Source organism: Pseudomonas sp. Sample_10, assembly GCF_004321495.1.
GTDB lineage: Bacteria > Pseudomonadota > Gammaproteobacteria > Pseudomonadales > Pseudomonadaceae > Aquipseudomonas.
In genome coordinates, this window is sequence record NZ_RCOE01000189.1 from 13,532 (window position 1) to 29,807 (window position 16,276).

At 57.8% G+C, this 16,276-nt stretch carries 18 protein-coding genes and 1 pseudogene; 11 read left to right on the forward strand and 8 right to left on the reverse strand.

All coding sequences use genetic code 11. The features are described 5' to 3' along the window. Positions 1-86: 86 nt before the first annotated feature. A complete protein-coding gene (locus D8U18_RS18755; RefSeq protein WP_130903805.1) occupies positions 87-1,580 on the reverse strand; it encodes an aldehyde dehydrogenase in 1,494 nt (497 codons plus the stop codon). Positions 1,581-1,814: 234 nt separating this feature from the next. Here D8U18_RS18755 and D8U18_RS18760 point away from each other — a divergent pair, with 234 nt between their 5' ends. Continuing rightward, a complete protein-coding gene (locus tag D8U18_RS18760; protein ID WP_056854157.1) occupies positions 1,815-2,177 on the forward strand; it encodes a cupin domain-containing protein in 363 nt (120 codons plus the stop codon). Positions 2,178-2,359: 182 nt separating this feature from the next. Continuing rightward, a complete protein-coding gene (locus D8U18_RS18765) occupies positions 2,360-2,638 on the forward strand; it encodes a hypothetical protein (protein ID WP_130903804.1) in 279 nt (92 codons plus the stop codon). 91 nt (positions 2,639-2,729) lie between these two features. Here the strand turns inward: D8U18_RS18765 and rpmG are convergent, their stop codons facing one another. Beyond that, on the reverse strand, positions 2,730-2,885 hold the full coding sequence (rpmG, locus tag D8U18_RS18770) for a 50S ribosomal protein L33 (protein WP_007894709.1): 156 nt from the start codon (positions 2,883-2,885) through the stop codon (positions 2,730-2,732). Positions 2,886-2,896: 11 nt separating this feature from the next. Next, on the reverse strand, positions 2,897-3,130 hold the full coding sequence (rpmB, locus tag D8U18_RS18775) for a 50S ribosomal protein L28 (RefSeq protein WP_003176907.1): 234 nt from the start codon (positions 3,128-3,130) through the stop codon (positions 2,897-2,899). A 446-nt stretch (positions 3,131-3,576) separates the two neighbouring features. Between rpmB and D8U18_RS18780 the strand changes: the two genes are divergently transcribed. After that, entirely contained in the window at positions 3,577-5,163 is a 1,587-nt protein-coding gene (locus D8U18_RS18780) for an ABC transporter substrate-binding protein (RefSeq protein ID WP_131108155.1), read from the forward strand. 170 nt (positions 5,164-5,333) lie between these two features. Here the strand turns inward: D8U18_RS18780 and radC are convergent, their stop codons facing one another. Beyond that, positions 5,334-6,008: a DNA repair protein RadC gene (radC, locus tag D8U18_RS18790; RefSeq protein ID WP_056854160.1), complete on the reverse strand. Its 675-nt coding sequence runs from the start codon at positions 6,006-6,008 to the stop codon at positions 5,334-5,336. A 135-nt stretch (positions 6,009-6,143) separates the two neighbouring features. Between radC and coaBC the strand changes: the two genes are divergently transcribed. The 7 genes and pseudogenes from coaBC to D8U18_RS18825 all read left to right on the forward strand — a co-directional run bounded on the left by coaBC (position 6,144) and on the right by D8U18_RS18825 (position 11,824). After that, on the forward strand, positions 6,144-7,352 hold the full coding sequence (coaBC, locus tag D8U18_RS18795) for a bifunctional phosphopantothenoylcysteine decarboxylase/phosphopantothenate--cysteine ligase CoaBC (RefSeq protein WP_056854161.1): 1,209 nt from the start codon (positions 6,144-6,146) through the stop codon (positions 7,350-7,352). A gap of 5 nt (positions 7,353-7,357) precedes the next feature. Further along, positions 7,358-7,813 carry a dUTP diphosphatase gene (gene dut / locus D8U18_RS18800; protein WP_056854162.1) on the forward strand — a complete coding sequence of 152 codons (456 nt, stop codon included), beginning with the start codon at positions 7,358-7,360 and terminating at the stop codon, positions 7,811-7,813. Positions 7,814-8,159: 346 nt separating this feature from the next. Further along, positions 8,160-9,518 (forward strand): annotated as a pseudogene (locus D8U18_RS18805) (phosphomannomutase/phosphoglucomutase); the annotation flags it as partial. Between the two features lie 25 nt (positions 9,519-9,543). Then, a complete protein-coding gene (argB, locus tag D8U18_RS18810; protein WP_008047078.1) occupies positions 9,544-10,449 on the forward strand; it encodes an acetylglutamate kinase in 906 nt (301 codons plus the stop codon). 202 nt (positions 10,450-10,651) lie between these two features. Further along, positions 10,652-10,864: a hypothetical protein gene (locus tag D8U18_RS18815; protein ID WP_056854164.1), complete on the forward strand. Its 213-nt coding sequence runs from the start codon at positions 10,652-10,654 to the stop codon at positions 10,862-10,864. Positions 10,865-10,881: 17 nt separating this feature from the next. Continuing rightward, positions 10,882-11,454, forward strand: coding sequence for a hypothetical protein (locus D8U18_RS18820; protein ID WP_056854165.1), 573 nt, complete (start codon positions 10,882-10,884; stop codon positions 11,452-11,454). Then, positions 11,441-11,824, forward strand: a complete 384-nt coding sequence (locus D8U18_RS18825) for a hypothetical protein (protein WP_130903800.1) — start codon at positions 11,441-11,443, stop codon at positions 11,822-11,824. The genes D8U18_RS18820 and D8U18_RS18825 overlap by 14 nt, the downstream gene beginning before the upstream one ends. Positions 11,825-12,027: 203 nt before the next feature. Here D8U18_RS18825 and pyrE read toward each other — a convergent pair whose 3' ends face one another. After that, positions 12,028-12,672 (reverse strand): orotate phosphoribosyltransferase, encoded by a 645-nt coding sequence (gene pyrE, locus D8U18_RS18830; RefSeq protein ID WP_008047079.1) that lies wholly within the window; start codon positions 12,670-12,672, stop codon positions 12,028-12,030. Positions 12,673-12,754: 82 nt separating this feature from the next. Here pyrE and D8U18_RS18835 point away from each other — a divergent pair, with 82 nt between their 5' ends. Further along, entirely contained in the window at positions 12,755-13,534 is a 780-nt protein-coding gene (locus D8U18_RS18835) for an exodeoxyribonuclease III (protein WP_053163881.1), read from the forward strand. A 104-nt stretch (positions 13,535-13,638) separates the two neighbouring features. On the opposite strand, the gene gltS is transcribed toward D8U18_RS18835, so the two are convergent. From gltS to rph, 3 genes are all read right to left on the reverse strand, one after another. Next, positions 13,639-14,847 carry a sodium/glutamate symporter gene (gltS, locus tag D8U18_RS18840; RefSeq protein WP_131108158.1) on the reverse strand — a complete coding sequence of 403 codons (1,209 nt, stop codon included), beginning with the start codon at positions 14,845-14,847 and terminating at the stop codon, positions 13,639-13,641. A gap of 325 nt (positions 14,848-15,172) precedes the next feature. Next, the gene (locus tag D8U18_RS18845) at positions 15,173-15,541 is read right to left on the reverse strand and encodes a DUF4870 domain-containing protein (RefSeq protein WP_056854168.1); all 369 of its coding nucleotides are present in this window, start codon (positions 15,539-15,541) and stop codon (positions 15,173-15,175) included. 28 nt (positions 15,542-15,569) lie between these two features. Next, a partial coding sequence (gene rph / locus D8U18_RS18850) for a ribonuclease PH (protein ID WP_131108159.1) occupies positions 15,570-16,276 on the reverse strand: 707 nt, incomplete at its 5' end.

Sequence of the window (16,276 nt, forward strand, 5' to 3'; positions counted from 1 at the left end):
ACACCGCTATCGCGAGCAGGCTCGCTCCCACAAGGGATCTGCGTCGTTTGAGAGGCCTGTTTCTGCGGCAGACCTCCTTTAACGACTTACAACTTGATCCAGGTCGCCTTCAGCTCGGTGTATTTGTCGAACGCGTGCAGCGACTTGTCGCGACCGTTACCGGACTGCTTGAAGCCACCGAACGGCGCCGTCATGTCGCCACCGTCATATTGATTCACCCAAACGCTACCGGCACGCAGGGCGCGGGCGGTCAGGTGAGCCTTGGAGATATCGGCAGTCCACACCGCGGCGGCCAGGCCGTAAGGCGTGTCGTTGGCGATCGCGACGGCTTCTTCGGCGCTGTCGAACGTGATGACCGACAACACTGGCCCGAAAATTTCTTCCTGGGCGATTTTCATCGCGTTGCTGACACCGTCGAAAATCGTCGGCTCAACATACGTGCCACCGGTTTCCTGCAGGATGCGCTTGCCGCCGGCCACCAGCTTGGCGCCATCGGTGTGACCCGATTCGATGTAAGACAGCACGGTGTTCATCTGCTGGGTATCCACCAGCGCACCGACGTTGGTCGCCGGGTCCAGCGGGTTGCCCGGCTTCCAGGTTTTCAGCGCCTCGATCACCAGCGGCAGGAATTTGTCCTTGATCGAACGCTCCACCAGCAGGCGCGAGCCGGCAGTGCAGACTTCGCCCTGGTTGAAGGCGATGGCGCCTGCAGCGGCTTCAGCGGCTTCTTGCAGGTTCGGTGCGTCGGCAAACACGATGTTCGGGCTCTTGCCGCCGGCTTCGAGCCAGACGCGCTTCATGTTCGATTCGCCGGAGTAGATCAGCAGTTGCTTGGCGATCTTGGTCGACCCGGTGAACACCAGGGTGTCCACGTCGTTATGCAGGGCCAAAGCCTTGCCGACGGTATGACCATAGCCTGGCAGTACGTTCAGCACACCTTTCGGGATGCCGGCTTCAACGGCCAGCGCGGCGATGCGGATGGCCGTCAGTGGCGATTTTTCCGATGGCTTGAGGATCACCGAGTTACCGGTGGACAACGCCGGGCCGAGTTTCCAGCACGCCATCATCAACGGGAAGTTCCACGGCACGATGGCACCGACCACACCGACTGGCTCACGGGTCACCAGACCCAGCTGATCGTGCGGAGTCGCGGCGACTTCGTCATAAATCTTGTCGATGGCTTCACCGCTCCAGCTCAGCGCTTGTGCCGCGCCGGGAACGTCGATGTACAGCGAATCGCTGATCGGCTTGCCCATGTCCAGGGTTTCAAGCAGGGCCAGCTCTTCGGCATGCTGCTTGAGCAGGCCGGCGAAACGGATCATGGTGGCTTTGCGCTTGGTCGGCGCCAGGCGCGACCAGACGCCGGAATTGAAGGTGGCGCGAGCGTTTTCCACAGCGCGCTGGGCGTCAGCGGCGTCACAGCTGGCAATCTTGCCCAGCAGACGGCCGTCGACCGGACTGATGCACTCGAAGGTCTCGGCGCTAACGGCGTCGGTGTACTCGCCATTGATATAGGCGCGGCCTTCGATCTTCAGGTCTTTGGCGCGTTGTTCCCAGTCGGCACGGGTCAGGGTGGTCATGCGAGTGTCCTCCTCTTATTGAATACGACACCCGCGTTCTTCGCGGGCGCTGTCAGGAATTCTGCCCGGCCAGCCTGCTTGCGGCCCAAGGCAACCACCACCCTAAACCAGCGGCAGGGGAAGTTTCAATATATTTGACATAACGTCGGCAAACGGCCTTGCGATGTTCAATTTAATAAACATAGACTTTGGCTTTACCAACCACTCGCGCCGCAATCACGGGGGATTACAAAAATGAGCATCCAGGACATCGTCGACTTCAGCCAGGCAACCACCCAGCCCGAACGCTACCGCCCAGACCCGGCCAAAGTCCTCAAGGGCGACCCCGAACAAGCGGTGTACAACCACTACAACAGCCCGTGCGGCCAATTGAATGCGGGTGTGTGGGAAGGCGCTATCGGACAATGGCACGTGAATTTCACCGAGCATGAGTACTGCGAGATCGTTCAAGGGGTTTCGGTTCTGCGCGATAACGATGGCAACAGCAAAACGGTGCGGGCAGGCGATCGCTTCGTGATCCCGGCCGGGTTTCGGGGTACCTGGGAAGTACTGGAAGCCTGTCGCAAGATTTATGTAGCGTTTGAACAGAAAGCGTAGCACCCACTTCAGAACGCCAAATGTCCCCTGTCGCTTGATGGGGGTCATTTTCCGGTCAAGCCGATTTGTCACGATCGAGCCAATGACCTAATTATCTACCGCACGCCGTCGCCACCCCGCAAAGATACTGTCGACGCTCCTCCATGGAGCCTCGAGTTCATCATTCTCAAGGAAGCGAAAACGTGAACAAATATTTTATCTGCGGGCTGCTGGCGAGCCTCACCCTCTCAGCCTTTACACTGGCGCATGCCGATGGCGAGAGGCAAATGTGCGATGCCCGAAGGGTGCAACACCTGGTTGGGGAAATGCTGACGAGCGCCGTATACGAAGAAGCCTTCAAAACGTCGCGAGCAACCAGCATTACTTTCAATTCTTCTGCGGGATTCGAAGATCCCGATAGAAATCGCCTGATCATTTCAATGAATCACGTTGGCACCATTGCCAGAATCACCTGCGGCTGATTCATCGAACCCTGATTCAGGACGAGACAATCGAAACAAAAAAGGCCCGTATCTCGCGATACGGGCCTTTTTCGTAAGGAAGTAAAATCAATTACTTGATTTTGCCTTCCTTGTAGATCACGTGCTTGCGAACAACCGGATCAAATTTCTTGATCTCGATTTTGTCCGGAGTAGTGCGCTTGTTCTTGTCGGTAGTGTAGAAGTGACCAGTACCGGCGCTCGAAATCAAACGAATCAATTCACGCATGATTAGCTCCCTTAGATCTTGCCAGCGGCGCGGATTTCGGCCAGCACGACAGTGATGCCGCGCTTGTCGATGATACGCATGCCTTTGGCAGATACGCGCAGACGCACGAAACGTTTCTCTTCTTCAACCCAGAAGCGGTGATGCTGCAGGTTCGGCAGGAAACGACGACGGGTTTTGTTGTTTGCGTGGGAAATGTTATTCCCAGTCACCGGACCCTTACCGGTAACTTGACATACTCTCGACATGCCTCAGCCCTCTAAAACCACATGCCCAACCCGGCATGGGTTGGCCGCTTAATCTCTCAGTCATTTGGCGCCAGGCGCCGCGTTTCTTTAGAGGTCTTACCGGCTACACCTACAGTGAAGGAACCGGGCCCCTAGAAAAGAGCGCTGCTTTATACCAGAAAGACTCAAGAGCAACAACATTCGGTGTGCCTTGAGTAGATAAAAAACCCGATTTTCCGGCGCCAGGCGCTTTGGATAAAGGCTGTCGTCGATTCCGACCGCTCGTCGCAGAGAAATGCTTTCAAGGTCAAATCCGAGGTTTTCTCAATCAAGGCTCACCCAAACAAGTGGCCTATAGTCCCCTCAAAATGAAAAAGGGGATAGTCATTTGCAAAAGAGCCCACTAGGGTAAGCCTTTTCCAGACTGCACTTGCAGATGGGCCTTCGATCTGTAAAGGAATCCGACCATGCGCCTCGCTGCCCTACCGCTGTTGCTTGCCCCTCTGATGCTGAGCCCACTGGCCCAGGCTGCCGCCTTGAGCGTCTGCACCGAGGCCAGCCCCGAAGGGTTCGACGTGGTGCAATACAACTCGTTGACCACCACCAATGCTTCGGCTGACGTGCTGATGAACCGCCTGGTGGATTTCGACACCGCCAGCGGCAAAGTGGTCGCCAGCCTCGCCGATAGCTGGGAGGTCAGCCCCGATGGCCTGGTCTACATCTTCAAGTTGCGCCCGAAGGTGAAATTTCACCGCACCGAGTATTTCAGTCCGAGCCGCGAACTGACCGCCGAAGACGTGAAATTCAGCTTCGACCGTATGCTCGACCCGGCCAACCCGTGGCACAAAGTCGCCCAGAGCGGCTTTCCGCATGCCCAGTCGATGCAACTACCAGCGCTGATCAAGAAAATCGACGCCCTCGACCCGCTGACCGTGCGCTTCACCCTCGATCACCCGGACTCGACGTTCCTGCCGACGCTGAGCATGGGTTTTGCCTCGATCTACTCGGCCGAATATGCCGACAAACTGCTCAAGGCCGGGACCCCGGAAAAGCTCAACAATCAGCCAATCGGTACCGGCCCGTTCGTATTCAGCCGCTTCCAGAAAGACGCCTCGATCCGCTACAAGGCCAACCCTGACTATTTCGCTGGCAAGCCTGCGGTCGACCCGTTGATCTTCGCCATCACCCCCGACGCCAACGTGCGCCTGCAGAAATTGCGCCGCAACGAGTGCCAGATTGCCCTGTCGCCCAAACCACTGGACGTACAAGCCGCGCTGAAAGAACCGACCTTGAAAGTCGAAAAGACTGACGCCTTCATGACCGCGTTCGTCGCCCTGAACAGTCAGCATCCGCCGCTGGACAAGCCAGAAGTTCGTCAGGCGATCAACCTTGCCTTCGACAAGGCCAACTACGTGAAGGCCGTGTTCGAAGACACCGCCGAACCCGCCAGCGGGCCGTACCCGCCCAACACCTGGAGCTACGCCAGGGGCTTGCCGGGTTACCCCCACGATGTCGAGAAAGCCAAGGCATTGATGGTCAAGGCCGGGCTCAAAGACGGTTTTCAGACGACGATCTGGACACGCCCCTCTGGCAGCCTGTTAAACCCTAATCCGAGTCTCGGCGCCCAATTGCTGCAATCCGATCTTGCGGAAATCGGCATCCAGGCGGAAATCCGGGTGATCGAATGGGGCGAACTGATCCGCCGCGCCAAGGCCGGTGAGCACGACATCCTGTTCATGGGCTGGGCCGGCGATAACGGCGACCCGGACAACTTCCTCACGCCGCAGTTTTCCTGCGCCGCGGTCAAGTCCGGCACCAACTTCGCTCGCTACTGCAATGCCGATCTGGACAAGCTGATCAGCGCCGGCAAGACCACCGGCGAGCAAGGCGTGCGCACCAAGCTCTACGAGCAGGCGCAGACGCAGATCCAGCAACAGGCGTTGTGGCTGCCGCTGGCTCATCCGACGGCATTCGCCTTGACGCGCAAGGATGTCGAGGGTTACTCGGTCAGCCCGTTCGGCCGTCAGGACTACTCGAAGGTCAACCTCAAGTAAAAACCGTGGCAGTGGCTTTTGTGGCGAGGGAGTTTTTGTGGGAGGGAGCTTTGTGGCGAGGGAGCTTGCTCCCGCTGGGCTGCGTAGCGGCCCCAAAGATCTTGTGAACGCTGCGCATCCAGGCGGGAGCAAGCTCCCTCGCCACAAAAAAGCTCGCTCTCGGCGCCCCGCTACATCCACCCGTACTCGGCCATGGACAGCGGATCACCGTCACCGATGATGAAATGGTCGAGCACCCGCACATCGATCAGCTCAAGCGCCGTTTGCAGGCGCTTGGTCAGCACCCGGTCGGCTTGGCTGGGGTCGGAGTTGCCCGACGGGTGGTTGTGGCAGAGGATCAACGCCGCTGCGTTATTGGCCAAAGCGCGCTTGACCACCTCTCGCGGATGAACACTGGTGTTGTCGATGGAGCCGCGAAACAGCGTCTCGAACGTCAATACCTGATGCCTGGAATCGAGAAACAGACAACCAAACACCTCATGTGGCTCATGACGCAACATCGATTTCAGGTACTCACGAACCGCATGCGGATTTTCCAGTGCCGACTTTTGACGCGCACGCTCGGCCAAATGACGCCTGCTCATTTCTTGAGCAGCCTGCAATTGTGCAAACTTCGCCGGCCCGAGCCCCAACTGCTTGCTGAACGTTTCCTGATCGGCCTCCAGCAACGAACGCAGGCTGCCAAACTCGTTCAACAAATGCCGCGCCAGGTCCACGGCGCTTTTACCCACTACGCCCGTCCGTAAGAAAATTGCCAGCAATTCGGCGTCCGACAGGCTTCCTGAACCTTGTTCAAGCAACCTCTCCCGTGGCCGTTCCGCCGCCGGCCAATCACGAATACTCATAACACCTCCCTGTCTGTGGGCGCCGCTGTTCCGTAGCGGACGCTGTGATATCGTAGCCCATCTTTTTTGCGAGCGATTTCACTCCTGGGGAGGGGGTATCGCCACGCAGTCATCAACGAATTGAAAGGCAGGCCTATGCAGCGGCTGTATCGGAAACGCATTGTTCTGGGCGTCGGCGGCGGCATCGCTGCCTACAAGAGCGCCGACCTGGTTCGCCGGTTGATGGACCAGGGTGCCGAAGTCCGCGTGGTCATGACCCGTGGCGGCGCCGAGTTCATAACCCCGCTGACCATGCAGGCTCTGTCCGGGCATCCTGTGCACCTCGACCTGCTGGACCCGGCAGCCGAAGCGGCCATGGGCCACATCGAACTGGCCAAATGGGCCGACTTGGTACTGATCGCGCCTGCCACAGCGGATTTGCTCGCCCGTCTGGCCCAAGGCATCGCCGATGACCTGCTGACCACGCTGGTACTGGCCACCGACGCCGTTGTCGCCGTTGCGCCGGCGATGAACCAGGCCATGTGGCGCGACCCTGCCACCCAGGCCAACCTGCAGACCCTCGAAAGCCGTGACATCAAGGTGTTCGGCCCGGCCTCCGGTAGCCAGGCCTGCGGCGACGTGGGTCTTGGGCGCATGCTCGAAGCCACCGACCTCGCCCTGCTCGCCGCCGACTGCTTCCAGCGTCAGGCGCTGACCGGCAAACACGTGGTGATTACCGCGGGGCCGACCCAGGAAAACATTGATCCGGTGCGCTACATCACTAACCACAGCTCCGGCAAAATGGGCTTCGCCCTGGCCGAAGCCGCGGTAGAAGCCGGTGCCCGAGTCACGCTGATCAGTGGCCCGGTGCACCTGCCGACACCGGATCGCGTCAGCCGCATCGATGTGGTGAGTGCCCGCGACATGCTCGCTGCGTGCGAAGCCGCGATTCCTTGTGACGTTTTCATCGCCTCGGCTGCGGTCGCGGATTACCGCCCGGAAGTCGTCGCCCCACAAAAACTCAAGAAAGACCCTACGAGCGGCGACGGTTTTGTCCTGCAAATGGTGCGCAACCCGGACATCCTGGCCAGCATCGCCACCCGCCCCGACCGTCCGTTCAGTGTCGGTTTCGCCGCTGAAACCGAACACCTGCTCGATTACGCTGCCCGCAAGCTGAAAGACAAGAACCTCGATCTGATCGTCGCCAACGACGTCGCCAACCCGAGCATTGGCTTCAACAGCGAAGAAAACGCCTGCAGCGTGATCGACCGTGAGCTTCACGCCACACTTTTCGCCCAGACCAGCAAGAGCAAGATTGCTCGCCAGCTGATCACTTTTATCGCCGAACGTCTGAACCAGGTTTAATTTACATGCACGCTTTGCAAGCCAAGATCCTCGACCCCCGCATCGGCACCGAATTCCCGTTGCCACAGTACGCCACGCCAGGCTCCGCCGGCCTCGACCTGCGCGCCATGCTGGAGCAGGACACCGTCATCAAACCAGGTGAAACCGTGCTGATCCCTACCGGTCTGTCGGTCTATATCGGTGACCCGAACCTGGCGGCGCTGATCCTGCCGCGTTCGGGCATGGGCCATAAGCACGGCATCGTGCTGGGCAATCTGGTCGGCCTGATCGACTCCGATTACCAGGGACCGCTGATGGTTTCCTGCTGGAACCGCGGCCAGACCGAATTCACCATGCCGGTTGGCGAGCGCCTGGCGCAATTGGTGCTGGTACCCGTTGTGCAGGCTCACTTCGAGATGGTTGAAGAATTTGTTGAAACCGAGCGCGGCACGGGTGGTTTCGGCCATAGCGGCACCAAGTAACCGGATAAAGACATTGTGGCGAGGGAGCTTGCTCCCGCTGGGCTGCGTAGCGGCCCAAAAGATTTCATGGGCGCTGCGCACCCAAGCGGGAGCAAGCTCCCTCGCCACAAAAATCTCGACATACTGCGGCGGTTTTAACACCGTAAATCAAGGTTTTGCCGGCCGAAAGCCACGCCCGTCGAGGCGTCATGGCCCTTTCACACCACGAACTCTCTGTGGAAATCGCCGTCATACCCTTCAGTTTGAGCCGGCCGCCCTGTGATTCGGCGGCCTGTCCAGTCACTTTCGAGATGGAGCATTTCCACAGATGAACACCCCGGCCAATATTGCACCCAAGTTCCCTGACAGCATCTTCCGCGCCTATGACATCCGTGGCACTGTCCCGGAGTTCCTGAACGCCGAGACCGCCTACTGGATTGGCCGCGCTGTCGGCTCCCAAAGCCTTGCGCAGGGCGAGCCCAATGTATCCGTTGGCCGTGATGGTCGCCTGTCAGGCCCGGAACTGGTGGAAAGATTGATTCAAGGCATCGCCGACAGCGGCTGCCACGTCAGCGATGTCGGCCTGGTGCCAACCCCTGCGTTGTACTACGCCGCCAACGTGCTGGCCGGCAAATCCGGCGTGATGCTGACCGGCAGCCACAACCCGTCGAACTACAACGGTTTCAAAATCGTCATTGCCGGCGACACCCTGGCCAACGAACAGATCCAGGCCCTGCATGAGCGCCTCAAGACCAATAACCTGAGCAGCGGGCAAGGCAGCATCAGCAAAGTCGAAATTCTCGATCGCTACAGCACCGAAATTGTCCAGGACATCAAACTGGCTCGACGCCTGAAAGTGGTGGTCGATTGCGGCAACGGCGCGGCAGGCGTGATTGCCCCGCAACTGATCGAAGCGCTGAACTGCGAAGTCATCCCGCTGTTCTGCGAAGTCGACGGCAACTTCCCGAACCACCACCCGGATCCGGGCAAGCCTGAAAACCTTGAAGACCTGATCGCCAAGGTCAAGCAAACCAATGCTGACATCGGCCTGGCCTTCGATGGCGATGGCGACCGTGTCGGCGTGGTAACCAACACCGGCAGCATCGTCTACCCGGACCGCCTGCTGATGCTGTTCGCCCGCGACGTCGTAGCGCGCAACCCGGGCGCTGAAATCATCTTCGACGTCAAATGCACCCGCCGCCTGATCCCGCTGATCAAGGAATATGGCGGTCGTTCGCTAATGTGGAAGACTGGTCACTCGTTGATCAAAAAGAAAATGAAACAATCCGGTGCCCTGTTGGCCGGCGAAATGAGCGGGCACATCTTCTTCAAGGAGCGCTGGTTCGGTTTCGACGACGGCATTTACAGCGCTGCGCGCTTGCTGGAAATTCTCAGCAAGGAAAAATCCTCGGCCGAAGAGCTGTTCGCGACGTTCCCGAACGATATTTCTACGCCTGAAATCAATATCCATGTGACCGAAGAGAGCAAATTCAGCATCATTGATGCACTGCACGATGCGCAATGGGGTGAAGGCGCCGACCTGACCACCATTGACGGCGTGCGAGTCGACTATGCCAAAGGCTGGGGCCTGGTTCGCGCCTCCAACACCACACCGGTGCTGGTGCTGCGCTTCGAGGCCGATGACGAGGCTGAATTGCAGCGCATCAAGGATGTGTTCCACGTCCAGCTGAAACGCGTTGCACCTGATCTCCAATTACCGTTTTGATCTTCTGAAGCACCCGGAGCCCTGAATGACCCTCGAACGCGAAGCCGCCGCCAACACCGCCAAGGTCCTGTCCGAAGCGCTGCCTTACATTCGCCGCTATGTCGGCAAGACGCTGGTGATCAAATACGGCGGCAACGCGATGGAAAGCGAGGAGCTGAAAACCGGCTTCGCCCGCGACATCGTGCTGATGAAAGCCGTGGGCATCAACCCGGTGGTCGTGCACGGTGGCGGCCCGCAGATCGGTGATCTGCTCAAGCGCCTGTCGATCGAAAGCCATTTCGTCGACGGCATGCGCGTCACCGACGCCGCGACCATGGACGTGGTGGAAATGGTCCTGGGCGGCCAGGTCAACAAGGACATCGTCAATCTGATCAACCGACATGGCGGCAGCGCCATCGGCCTGACCGGTAAAGACGCCGAGCTGATTCGTGCGAAGAAGCTCACCGTCACCCGCCAGACCCCGGAAATGACCACGCCGGAAATCATCGACATCGGCCATGTGGGCGAAGTCGTCGGCATCAATACCGACCTGCTCAACCTGCTGGTCAAGGGCGATTTCATCCCGGTGATCGCGCCAATCGGCGTCGGCGCCAACGGTGAGTCGTACAACATCAACGCAGACCTGGTGGCCGGTAAAGTCGCCGAAGCGCTGAAAGCCGAGAAGTTGATGCTGCTGACCAACATCGCCGGCCTGATGGACAAGTCGGGGACGGTCCTGACCGGCCTGACCACCCAACAGGTCGACGATCTGATCGCCGATGGCACCATCTACGGCGGCATGCTGCCGAAGATCCGTTGCGCACTGGAAGCCGTCCAGGGCGGCGTGGGCAGCTCGCTGATCATCGATGGGCGCGTACCGAACGCGATTCTGCTGGAAATCTTCACTGATACCGGCGTGGGCACCCTGATCAGCAATCGCAAGCGTCCCTGATCAATAAAGACGAAAAAGATCGCAGCCTGCGGCAGCTCCAACTGGATGGTTTCGGATGTACGAAACTTCCGTAGGAGTTGAACAAGTCTGCGATCTTTTTTATGCCTACAGGAATTGCCCGACGCAAATAAGCGAAACGTCCGACATCCCAAAAGAAACAATCTGCATACGATCTTCCCTGAATCCACAGGAGATCTTCCCCATGCAAAAAGACTACGTTCCCTACGGCAGCGACGTTTCAGCAGGCACCTACGCATGCGCAGATTGCGGGCGCGAATACAGCAATCAATCAAAGACTTCTCTTCCACCGTGCCCGGACTTCCAACCAGGGACCCACGTACTCAATGGCTGGAACATCCTGACTGGCCAAGGTGATGCCGTGGCAGATCCGTACCCAAACGAGCCTGCCAAGTAATCACGGAGGTCTGAACCATGCAGATCTCGTTCACGATCGATGCCCAGGCTTTCAACCTCGAGCAGAAGGAGCCGGTGAAAAAGACCTTGAGGATTTCCGACGGCGAAATCGCCCATGCCCTGGAGCGAATAGCCAAGGCGAGCCTGACCGAATACCTGAAGATGCTGGTCGAAGGCGGCATGCCCAGCAGGGCCGATGAGGCCAAGCAGGATCGATTGCTCTACCTGATTCAAAGTTACTTTGGGCAAACGTTGCCCACTGAATCGCAGATATCGACGATTTTCCAACTGACGCAGAGCCAGAGTAAAACCCTGTTGAAAAACACGGTTTCACGGTTTCGCAATCAACTGGACGAGATCCTCCAGCACAGCATGCGATCAGTGATCGAAACGGCCGAGCATGCGCAGACGGTTTATCTGGTGGTGATCAGTTCAGACGTGATTCGCGATGAGCTGAACATGCTGATCACACAAAACGAGCCGACCTTCAAACCCATTACCAAACGCAAGGGCAGTGCCGGGCAGTTCGAAATCAGCGAAGACTCCCACGCTTTGTTGTGCCAAACCCTGAGGCTCAATGCCGTTCAGTGACATTGTCGCGGTCAGCGGCTTGCTGCTGACCCTGACCACATTCATGTTCAACCTGGCTTGGCCACGGTTGCATGAGGCGCTGGAACTGGATGACAAAGAGTCAGGCCCGTTGGCCAGAAAACGCAGCCGGGGGAAAGTGCTGGGGGTTTTGTTTAGCCGCGCCGTACCGCTGACGTGCGCCTTCATGGCGCTGTTTTACGTCAACTTGCCAGCCGCCGTGAGGATCATGAGAAGCAGCACGCTGGATCTATGGGATTTCAACGTGGACCGAACGCTTTACGTGTTAGTCGTCGTGGCACTGCTGGTGTTTGCGCTGTTCAACCTGGGGTTGGCATTAAAACTGGTCGGAAAATGGCGAAAACTGCGCTGACGACTCAAAACAAAAGACCCCACTCAGCCTGGCTGAGCGGGGTCTTTTTCTGCCTGCAATCCCTGCGACAATCCACTTTTTGTGGCGAGGGAGCTTGCTCCCGCTTGAGTGCGCAGCACTCACAAACTTTTTGGGTCTGCTACGCAGCCCAGCGGGAGCAAGCTCCCTCGCCACACAGGCTCGCTCCCACAGGGGGATTGTGGTCAGACGCCGAACTGCGCGCGGTAGGCTTCAACCGCCGGCAAATGCTGCTTGAGCTGCGGATCATCGGCCAGGAACTCCAGCACCTGGTTCAACGAGACAATGCTGATCACCGGGATACCGAAATCACGCTCGACTTCCTGGATCGCCGACAACTCACCATTGCCACGTTCTTGACGGTTCAGGGCAATCAGCACGCCAGCTGCCTTGGCGCCGTCCTGGGAAGCGATGATCTGCATCACTTCGCGGATAGCGGTGCCGGCGGTGATCACGTCGTCGATGATCAGCACATCGCCGGTCAAAGGCGCGCCGACCAGGCTGCCGCCCTCGCCGTGGGCCTTGGCTTCCTTGCGGTTGAAACACCATGGCAGGTCACGGTTGTGATGCTCGGCCAATGCCACGGCCGTGGTCGCCGCCAAAGGGATGCCTTTGTAGGCAGGACCGAACAGAACATCGAACGCAATACCGCTTTCGGCGATGGCAGCGGCGTAGAAACGACCCAGCTGCGCCAGGGCCGAACCTGAATTGAACAGGCCCGCATTGAAGAAGTAAGGACTGGTACGCCCGGACTTCAGGGTGAACTCACCGAAGCGCAAAACGCCGCGATCGATGGCAAAACGAATGAAATCGCGCTGATACGCTTGCATGAAAAAAACCCCAAATACCACGGATTTAGCTAATTAGCTTGACGCCGTGTATCATACACGCACGCGATTTTTGGGGCCATTTATGCGGATCATCAGTGTGAACGTCAATGGTATTCAGGCTGCAGTCGAGCGAGGTTTGCTCAGTTGGCTGCAAGCACAGAATGCCGACGTCATCTGCCTGCAGGACACCCGTGCCTCCGCCTTTGAACTGGACGATCCAGCCTTCCAACTGGATGGATACTTCCTTTATGCCTGCGACGCCGAAGTCCCCGCCCAAGGTGGCGTGGCTTTGTACTCGCGGTTGCAACCGAAGGCTGTCATCAGCGGTCTCGGTTTCGAGACGGCCGACCGCTACGGGCGCTACCTGCAAGCCGATTTCGACAAAGTCAGTATTGCAACCTTGTTGCTGCCATCGGGCATGAACGGCGATGAAGACTTGAACCAGAAGTTCAAGCTTATGGATGACTTCGCCAAGTACCTGGACAAGCAACGGCGCAAACGCCGCGAGTACATTTATTGTGGCTCGCTGTATGTGGCGCAACAGAAGCTGGACATCAAGAACTGGCGCGACAGCCAGCAATCTCCGGGCTTCCTGGCGCCTGAACGGGCCTGGATGGACGAGATTGTCGGCAATATGGGGTATGTCGATGCCCTGCGCGAAGTCAGCCGTGAAGGTGACCAGTACAGCTGGTGGCCAGACAACGAACAGGCCGAAATGCTCAACCTCGGCTGGCGCTTCGATTACCAGCTGCTGACCCCGGGTCTGCGCCGCTTCGTACGCAGCGCACGCTTGCCGCGCCAGCCACGGTTCTCGCAGCATGCGCCGCTGATCGTGGACTACGATTGGACGCTGACGATCTAAACACTTGTCGCTGACAATGAAATTCGACGTTGTTCGAAGATAAAAAAAATGCCCGTATCGCAGGATACGGGCATTTTTTATGGCGGTCCTCAGTGACCGGTACTTCAAGCAGCGCCGAAAAACGGCAGCACTAGATACAACTTGATCACGATGACATTGATAATGTCGATAAAGAAAGCCCCCACCATCGGCACAACCAGAAACGCTATTTGCGAAGGTCCATAGCGCTGTGTCACGGCCTGCATGTTGGCGATGGCAGTTGGTGTTGCACCCAATCCAAAGCCGCAATGCCCTGCCGCCAGCACGGCCGCGTCGTAATTACTGCCCATGATTCTGAATGTTACGAATATCGCAAATAGCGCCATGACCATCGTTTGCGCGGCCAGAATTATAAAGAACGGCAAGGCCAGTGCCGCCAGATCCCACAACTTGAGTGACATCAGCGCGATCGCCAGGAACAGCGACAAACTGACATTCCCCAACACAGAGACTTCGCGCTCGAACACCTGGTACAAGCCCAACGCTGAAAGCCCGTTTCGTAAAAGTACACCCACAAACAATACGCAGACGAACGTCGGCAACTCAAATGCGGTTTCGCGGAGCATGCCATTGAGGAGATTGCCCGCGAGTAAGCTGACCGCGATCAGTGCGAGTGTTTCAATGAAGGAAAACGGGGTGATTGAGCGTTCTTTGTTCGGTTGCTCGAAGCCTTTTGGCATCCGCGGCTTGTCTTGCTCGCGGCAGCCGGGCACCTGAGTCCGTTTGATGAGCAGGCGAGCGACCGGCCCACCAATCAAACCGCCCAGCACCAAGCCAAACGTCGCAGAGGCCATCGCAAGTTCAGAGGCGGAAGCCAGACCGTACTTCTCACTGAACGTCGCCCCCCATGCAGCCCCGGTACCGTGACCACCCGCCAGCGTCACCGAGCCTGTCAGCAGCCCCATCAGGGGATCGAGCCCCAAAGCCGTTGCCAATCCAATGCCCATGGCGTTCTGCACCACCAGCAAGCCGGTGACCGCCAATACAAACATTCCCACTATGCGTCCGCCTTTTTTCAGGCTGGCGAAGTCTGCACTCAACCCGATCGTGGCGAAAAACGCCAACATCAATGGCGTTTGTAGCGAGGTATCAAATCGGACTTCCATATCGAGCGATCGTAATACCAAAAGAACCAAGGCTACCAATAAGCCGCCTGCTACAGGCTCAGGAATATTGTAAGCGCGCAAAAAGCCGACACGTGTGACGAGCCCGCGCCCCAGCAAAAGAACCAAGGAAGCGGCGACAAGTGTTCCATAAAAATCGAGTTGAACCATTGGGATAATCTTGGATTTTCATTCAGAGGCGAACTGTTTACCTGGACACGCCTATTGAACAGGTTGATTGTTTTCAACGCTGATTGCTTTTACTTTCAGGATCCGTCAATGGCCTGAATATATCGAAATATTTCCTAGAGGTATTTCGTGCGACAACTTTAACAATCGTAAACTCTTACTGCCAAGGATGCGGGAAGAGCTGATGTCTTGCAGTTGTGACCAAACATGTAAAGAAGTAAGCGCAGATTACAAAAACAAGTAACTTGATAATAAAAACGCAAATGCCCCGACAAGTCGGGGCATTTCGCTAACAGCATCTAGAGGCTTACTTGATCAACCGCCACGTAAACGGATACCGATACGGAAACCCTTCGTTAGCCTTGACCCCGGCGATAATCGTCAGTACCAACGCACCTATCGCCACCAGACCGAACAGGAAGAACCCGACAATCACCACCATCAGCAGGAAACAAATGGCAGAAGCAATGGCGACGGTGATCTGAAAGTTCAGCGCCTCCTTGCCTTGCGCATCGACGAACGGGTCCATCTCACGCTTCATCTGCCAGAGAATCAACGGGCCGATCAGGGTACCGAACGGAATCCAGATCCCCAACAAGGCAGACAAGTGACAAAACATTGCCCACTGCCGAACTTCTTTGCTCGGGGTGGGAAGCAGCTGTTGTTCTTCACTCATGGCGTCCTCCTTGTGTACTTCGGTCCGATCAGTCTGCCAGCGCAGCCTTTTGCAGATCGAAAATCTCGTTCATGCCTTTCTTTGCCAGTTCCAGCATGGCATTCAATTCTTCCGGCTGGAACGGTGCGCCTTCGGCAGTGCCCTGAACTTCGATGAACCCGCCAGTGCTGGTCATCACCACGTTCAGGTCGGTCTCTGCCGCCGAATCTTCCAGGTAATCAAGGTCGAGCACTGGCTCGCCCTGGTACATGCCGACCGACACCGCACCGATCATTTGCTTGAGCGGGTCGCCGCCTTTGAGGCCGCCGCGCTTCTTGATCACTTTCAAGGCATCGACCAGGGCGACCATGGCGCCGGTGATGGACGCGGTGCGAGTACCGCCATCGGCCTGGATCACATCGCAGTCAACGTAAAGGGTGACGTCGCCCAGCTTGGACATGTCCAGCGCAGCACGCAGGGAACGCCCGATCAAGCGCTGGATTTCCAGGGTACGGCCGCCTTGCTTGCCGCGGCTCGCCTCACGCTGGTTACGCTCGCCGGTGGCGCGTGGCAGCATGCCGTACTCGGCGGTCAGCCAACCCTGGCCCTGGCCCTTGAGAAAGCGCGGCACGCCGTTTTCGACGCTGACGGTGCAGATGACCTTGGTATCACCGAACTCGACCAGTACAGATCCCTCGGCATGTTTGGTGTAGTTGCGGGTAATGCGGATCGAGCGGAGCTGATCGGCAGCGCGAC

Bases quoted from the DNA above. Each gene is read 5' to 3' on its own strand.
- radC (WP_056854160.1), bottom strand. From the start codon at position 6,008: ATGAGTATTCGTGATTGGCCGGCGGCGGAACGGCCACGGGAGAGGTTG.
- D8U18_RS18755 (WP_130903805.1), bottom strand. From the start codon at position 1,580: ATGACCACCCTGACCCGTGCCGACTGGGAACAACGCGCCAAAGACCTG.
- dut (WP_056854162.1), top strand. From the start codon at position 7,358: ATGCACGCTTTGCAAGCCAAGATCCTCGACCCCCGCATCGGCACCGAA.
- D8U18_RS18825 (WP_130903800.1), top strand. From the start codon at position 11,441: ATGCCGTTCAGTGACATTGTCGCGGTCAGCGGCTTGCTGCTGACCCTG.
- pyrE (WP_008047079.1), bottom strand. From the start codon at position 12,672: ATGCAAGCGTATCAGCGCGATTTCATTCGTTTTGCCATCGATCGCGGC.
- rpmB (WP_003176907.1), bottom strand. From the start codon at position 3,130: ATGTCGAGAGTATGTCAAGTTACCGGTAAGGGTCCGGTGACTGGGAAT.
- D8U18_RS18820 (WP_056854165.1), top strand. From the start codon at position 10,882: ATGCAGATCTCGTTCACGATCGATGCCCAGGCTTTCAACCTCGAGCAG.
- D8U18_RS18780 (WP_131108155.1), top strand. From the start codon at position 3,577: ATGCGCCTCGCTGCCCTACCGCTGTTGCTTGCCCCTCTGATGCTGAGC.
- D8U18_RS18845 (WP_056854168.1), bottom strand. From the start codon at position 15,541: ATGAGTGAAGAACAACAGCTGCTTCCCACCCCGAGCAAAGAAGTTCGG.
- D8U18_RS18835 (WP_053163881.1), top strand. From the start codon at position 12,755: ATGCGGATCATCAGTGTGAACGTCAATGGTATTCAGGCTGCAGTCGAG.
- D8U18_RS18760 (WP_056854157.1), top strand. From the start codon at position 1,815: ATGAGCATCCAGGACATCGTCGACTTCAGCCAGGCAACCACCCAGCCC.
- coaBC (WP_056854161.1), top strand. From the start codon at position 6,144: ATGCAGCGGCTGTATCGGAAACGCATTGTTCTGGGCGTCGGCGGCGGC.
- rpmG (WP_007894709.1), bottom strand. From the start codon at position 2,885: ATGCGTGAATTGATTCGTTTGATTTCGAGCGCCGGTACTGGTCACTTC.
- gltS (WP_131108158.1), bottom strand. From the start codon at position 14,847: ATGGTTCAACTCGATTTTTATGGAACACTTGTCGCCGCTTCCTTGGTT.
- D8U18_RS18815 (WP_056854164.1), top strand. From the start codon at position 10,652: ATGCAAAAAGACTACGTTCCCTACGGCAGCGACGTTTCAGCAGGCACC.
- argB (WP_008047078.1), top strand. From the start codon at position 9,544: ATGACCCTCGAACGCGAAGCCGCCGCCAACACCGCCAAGGTCCTGTCC.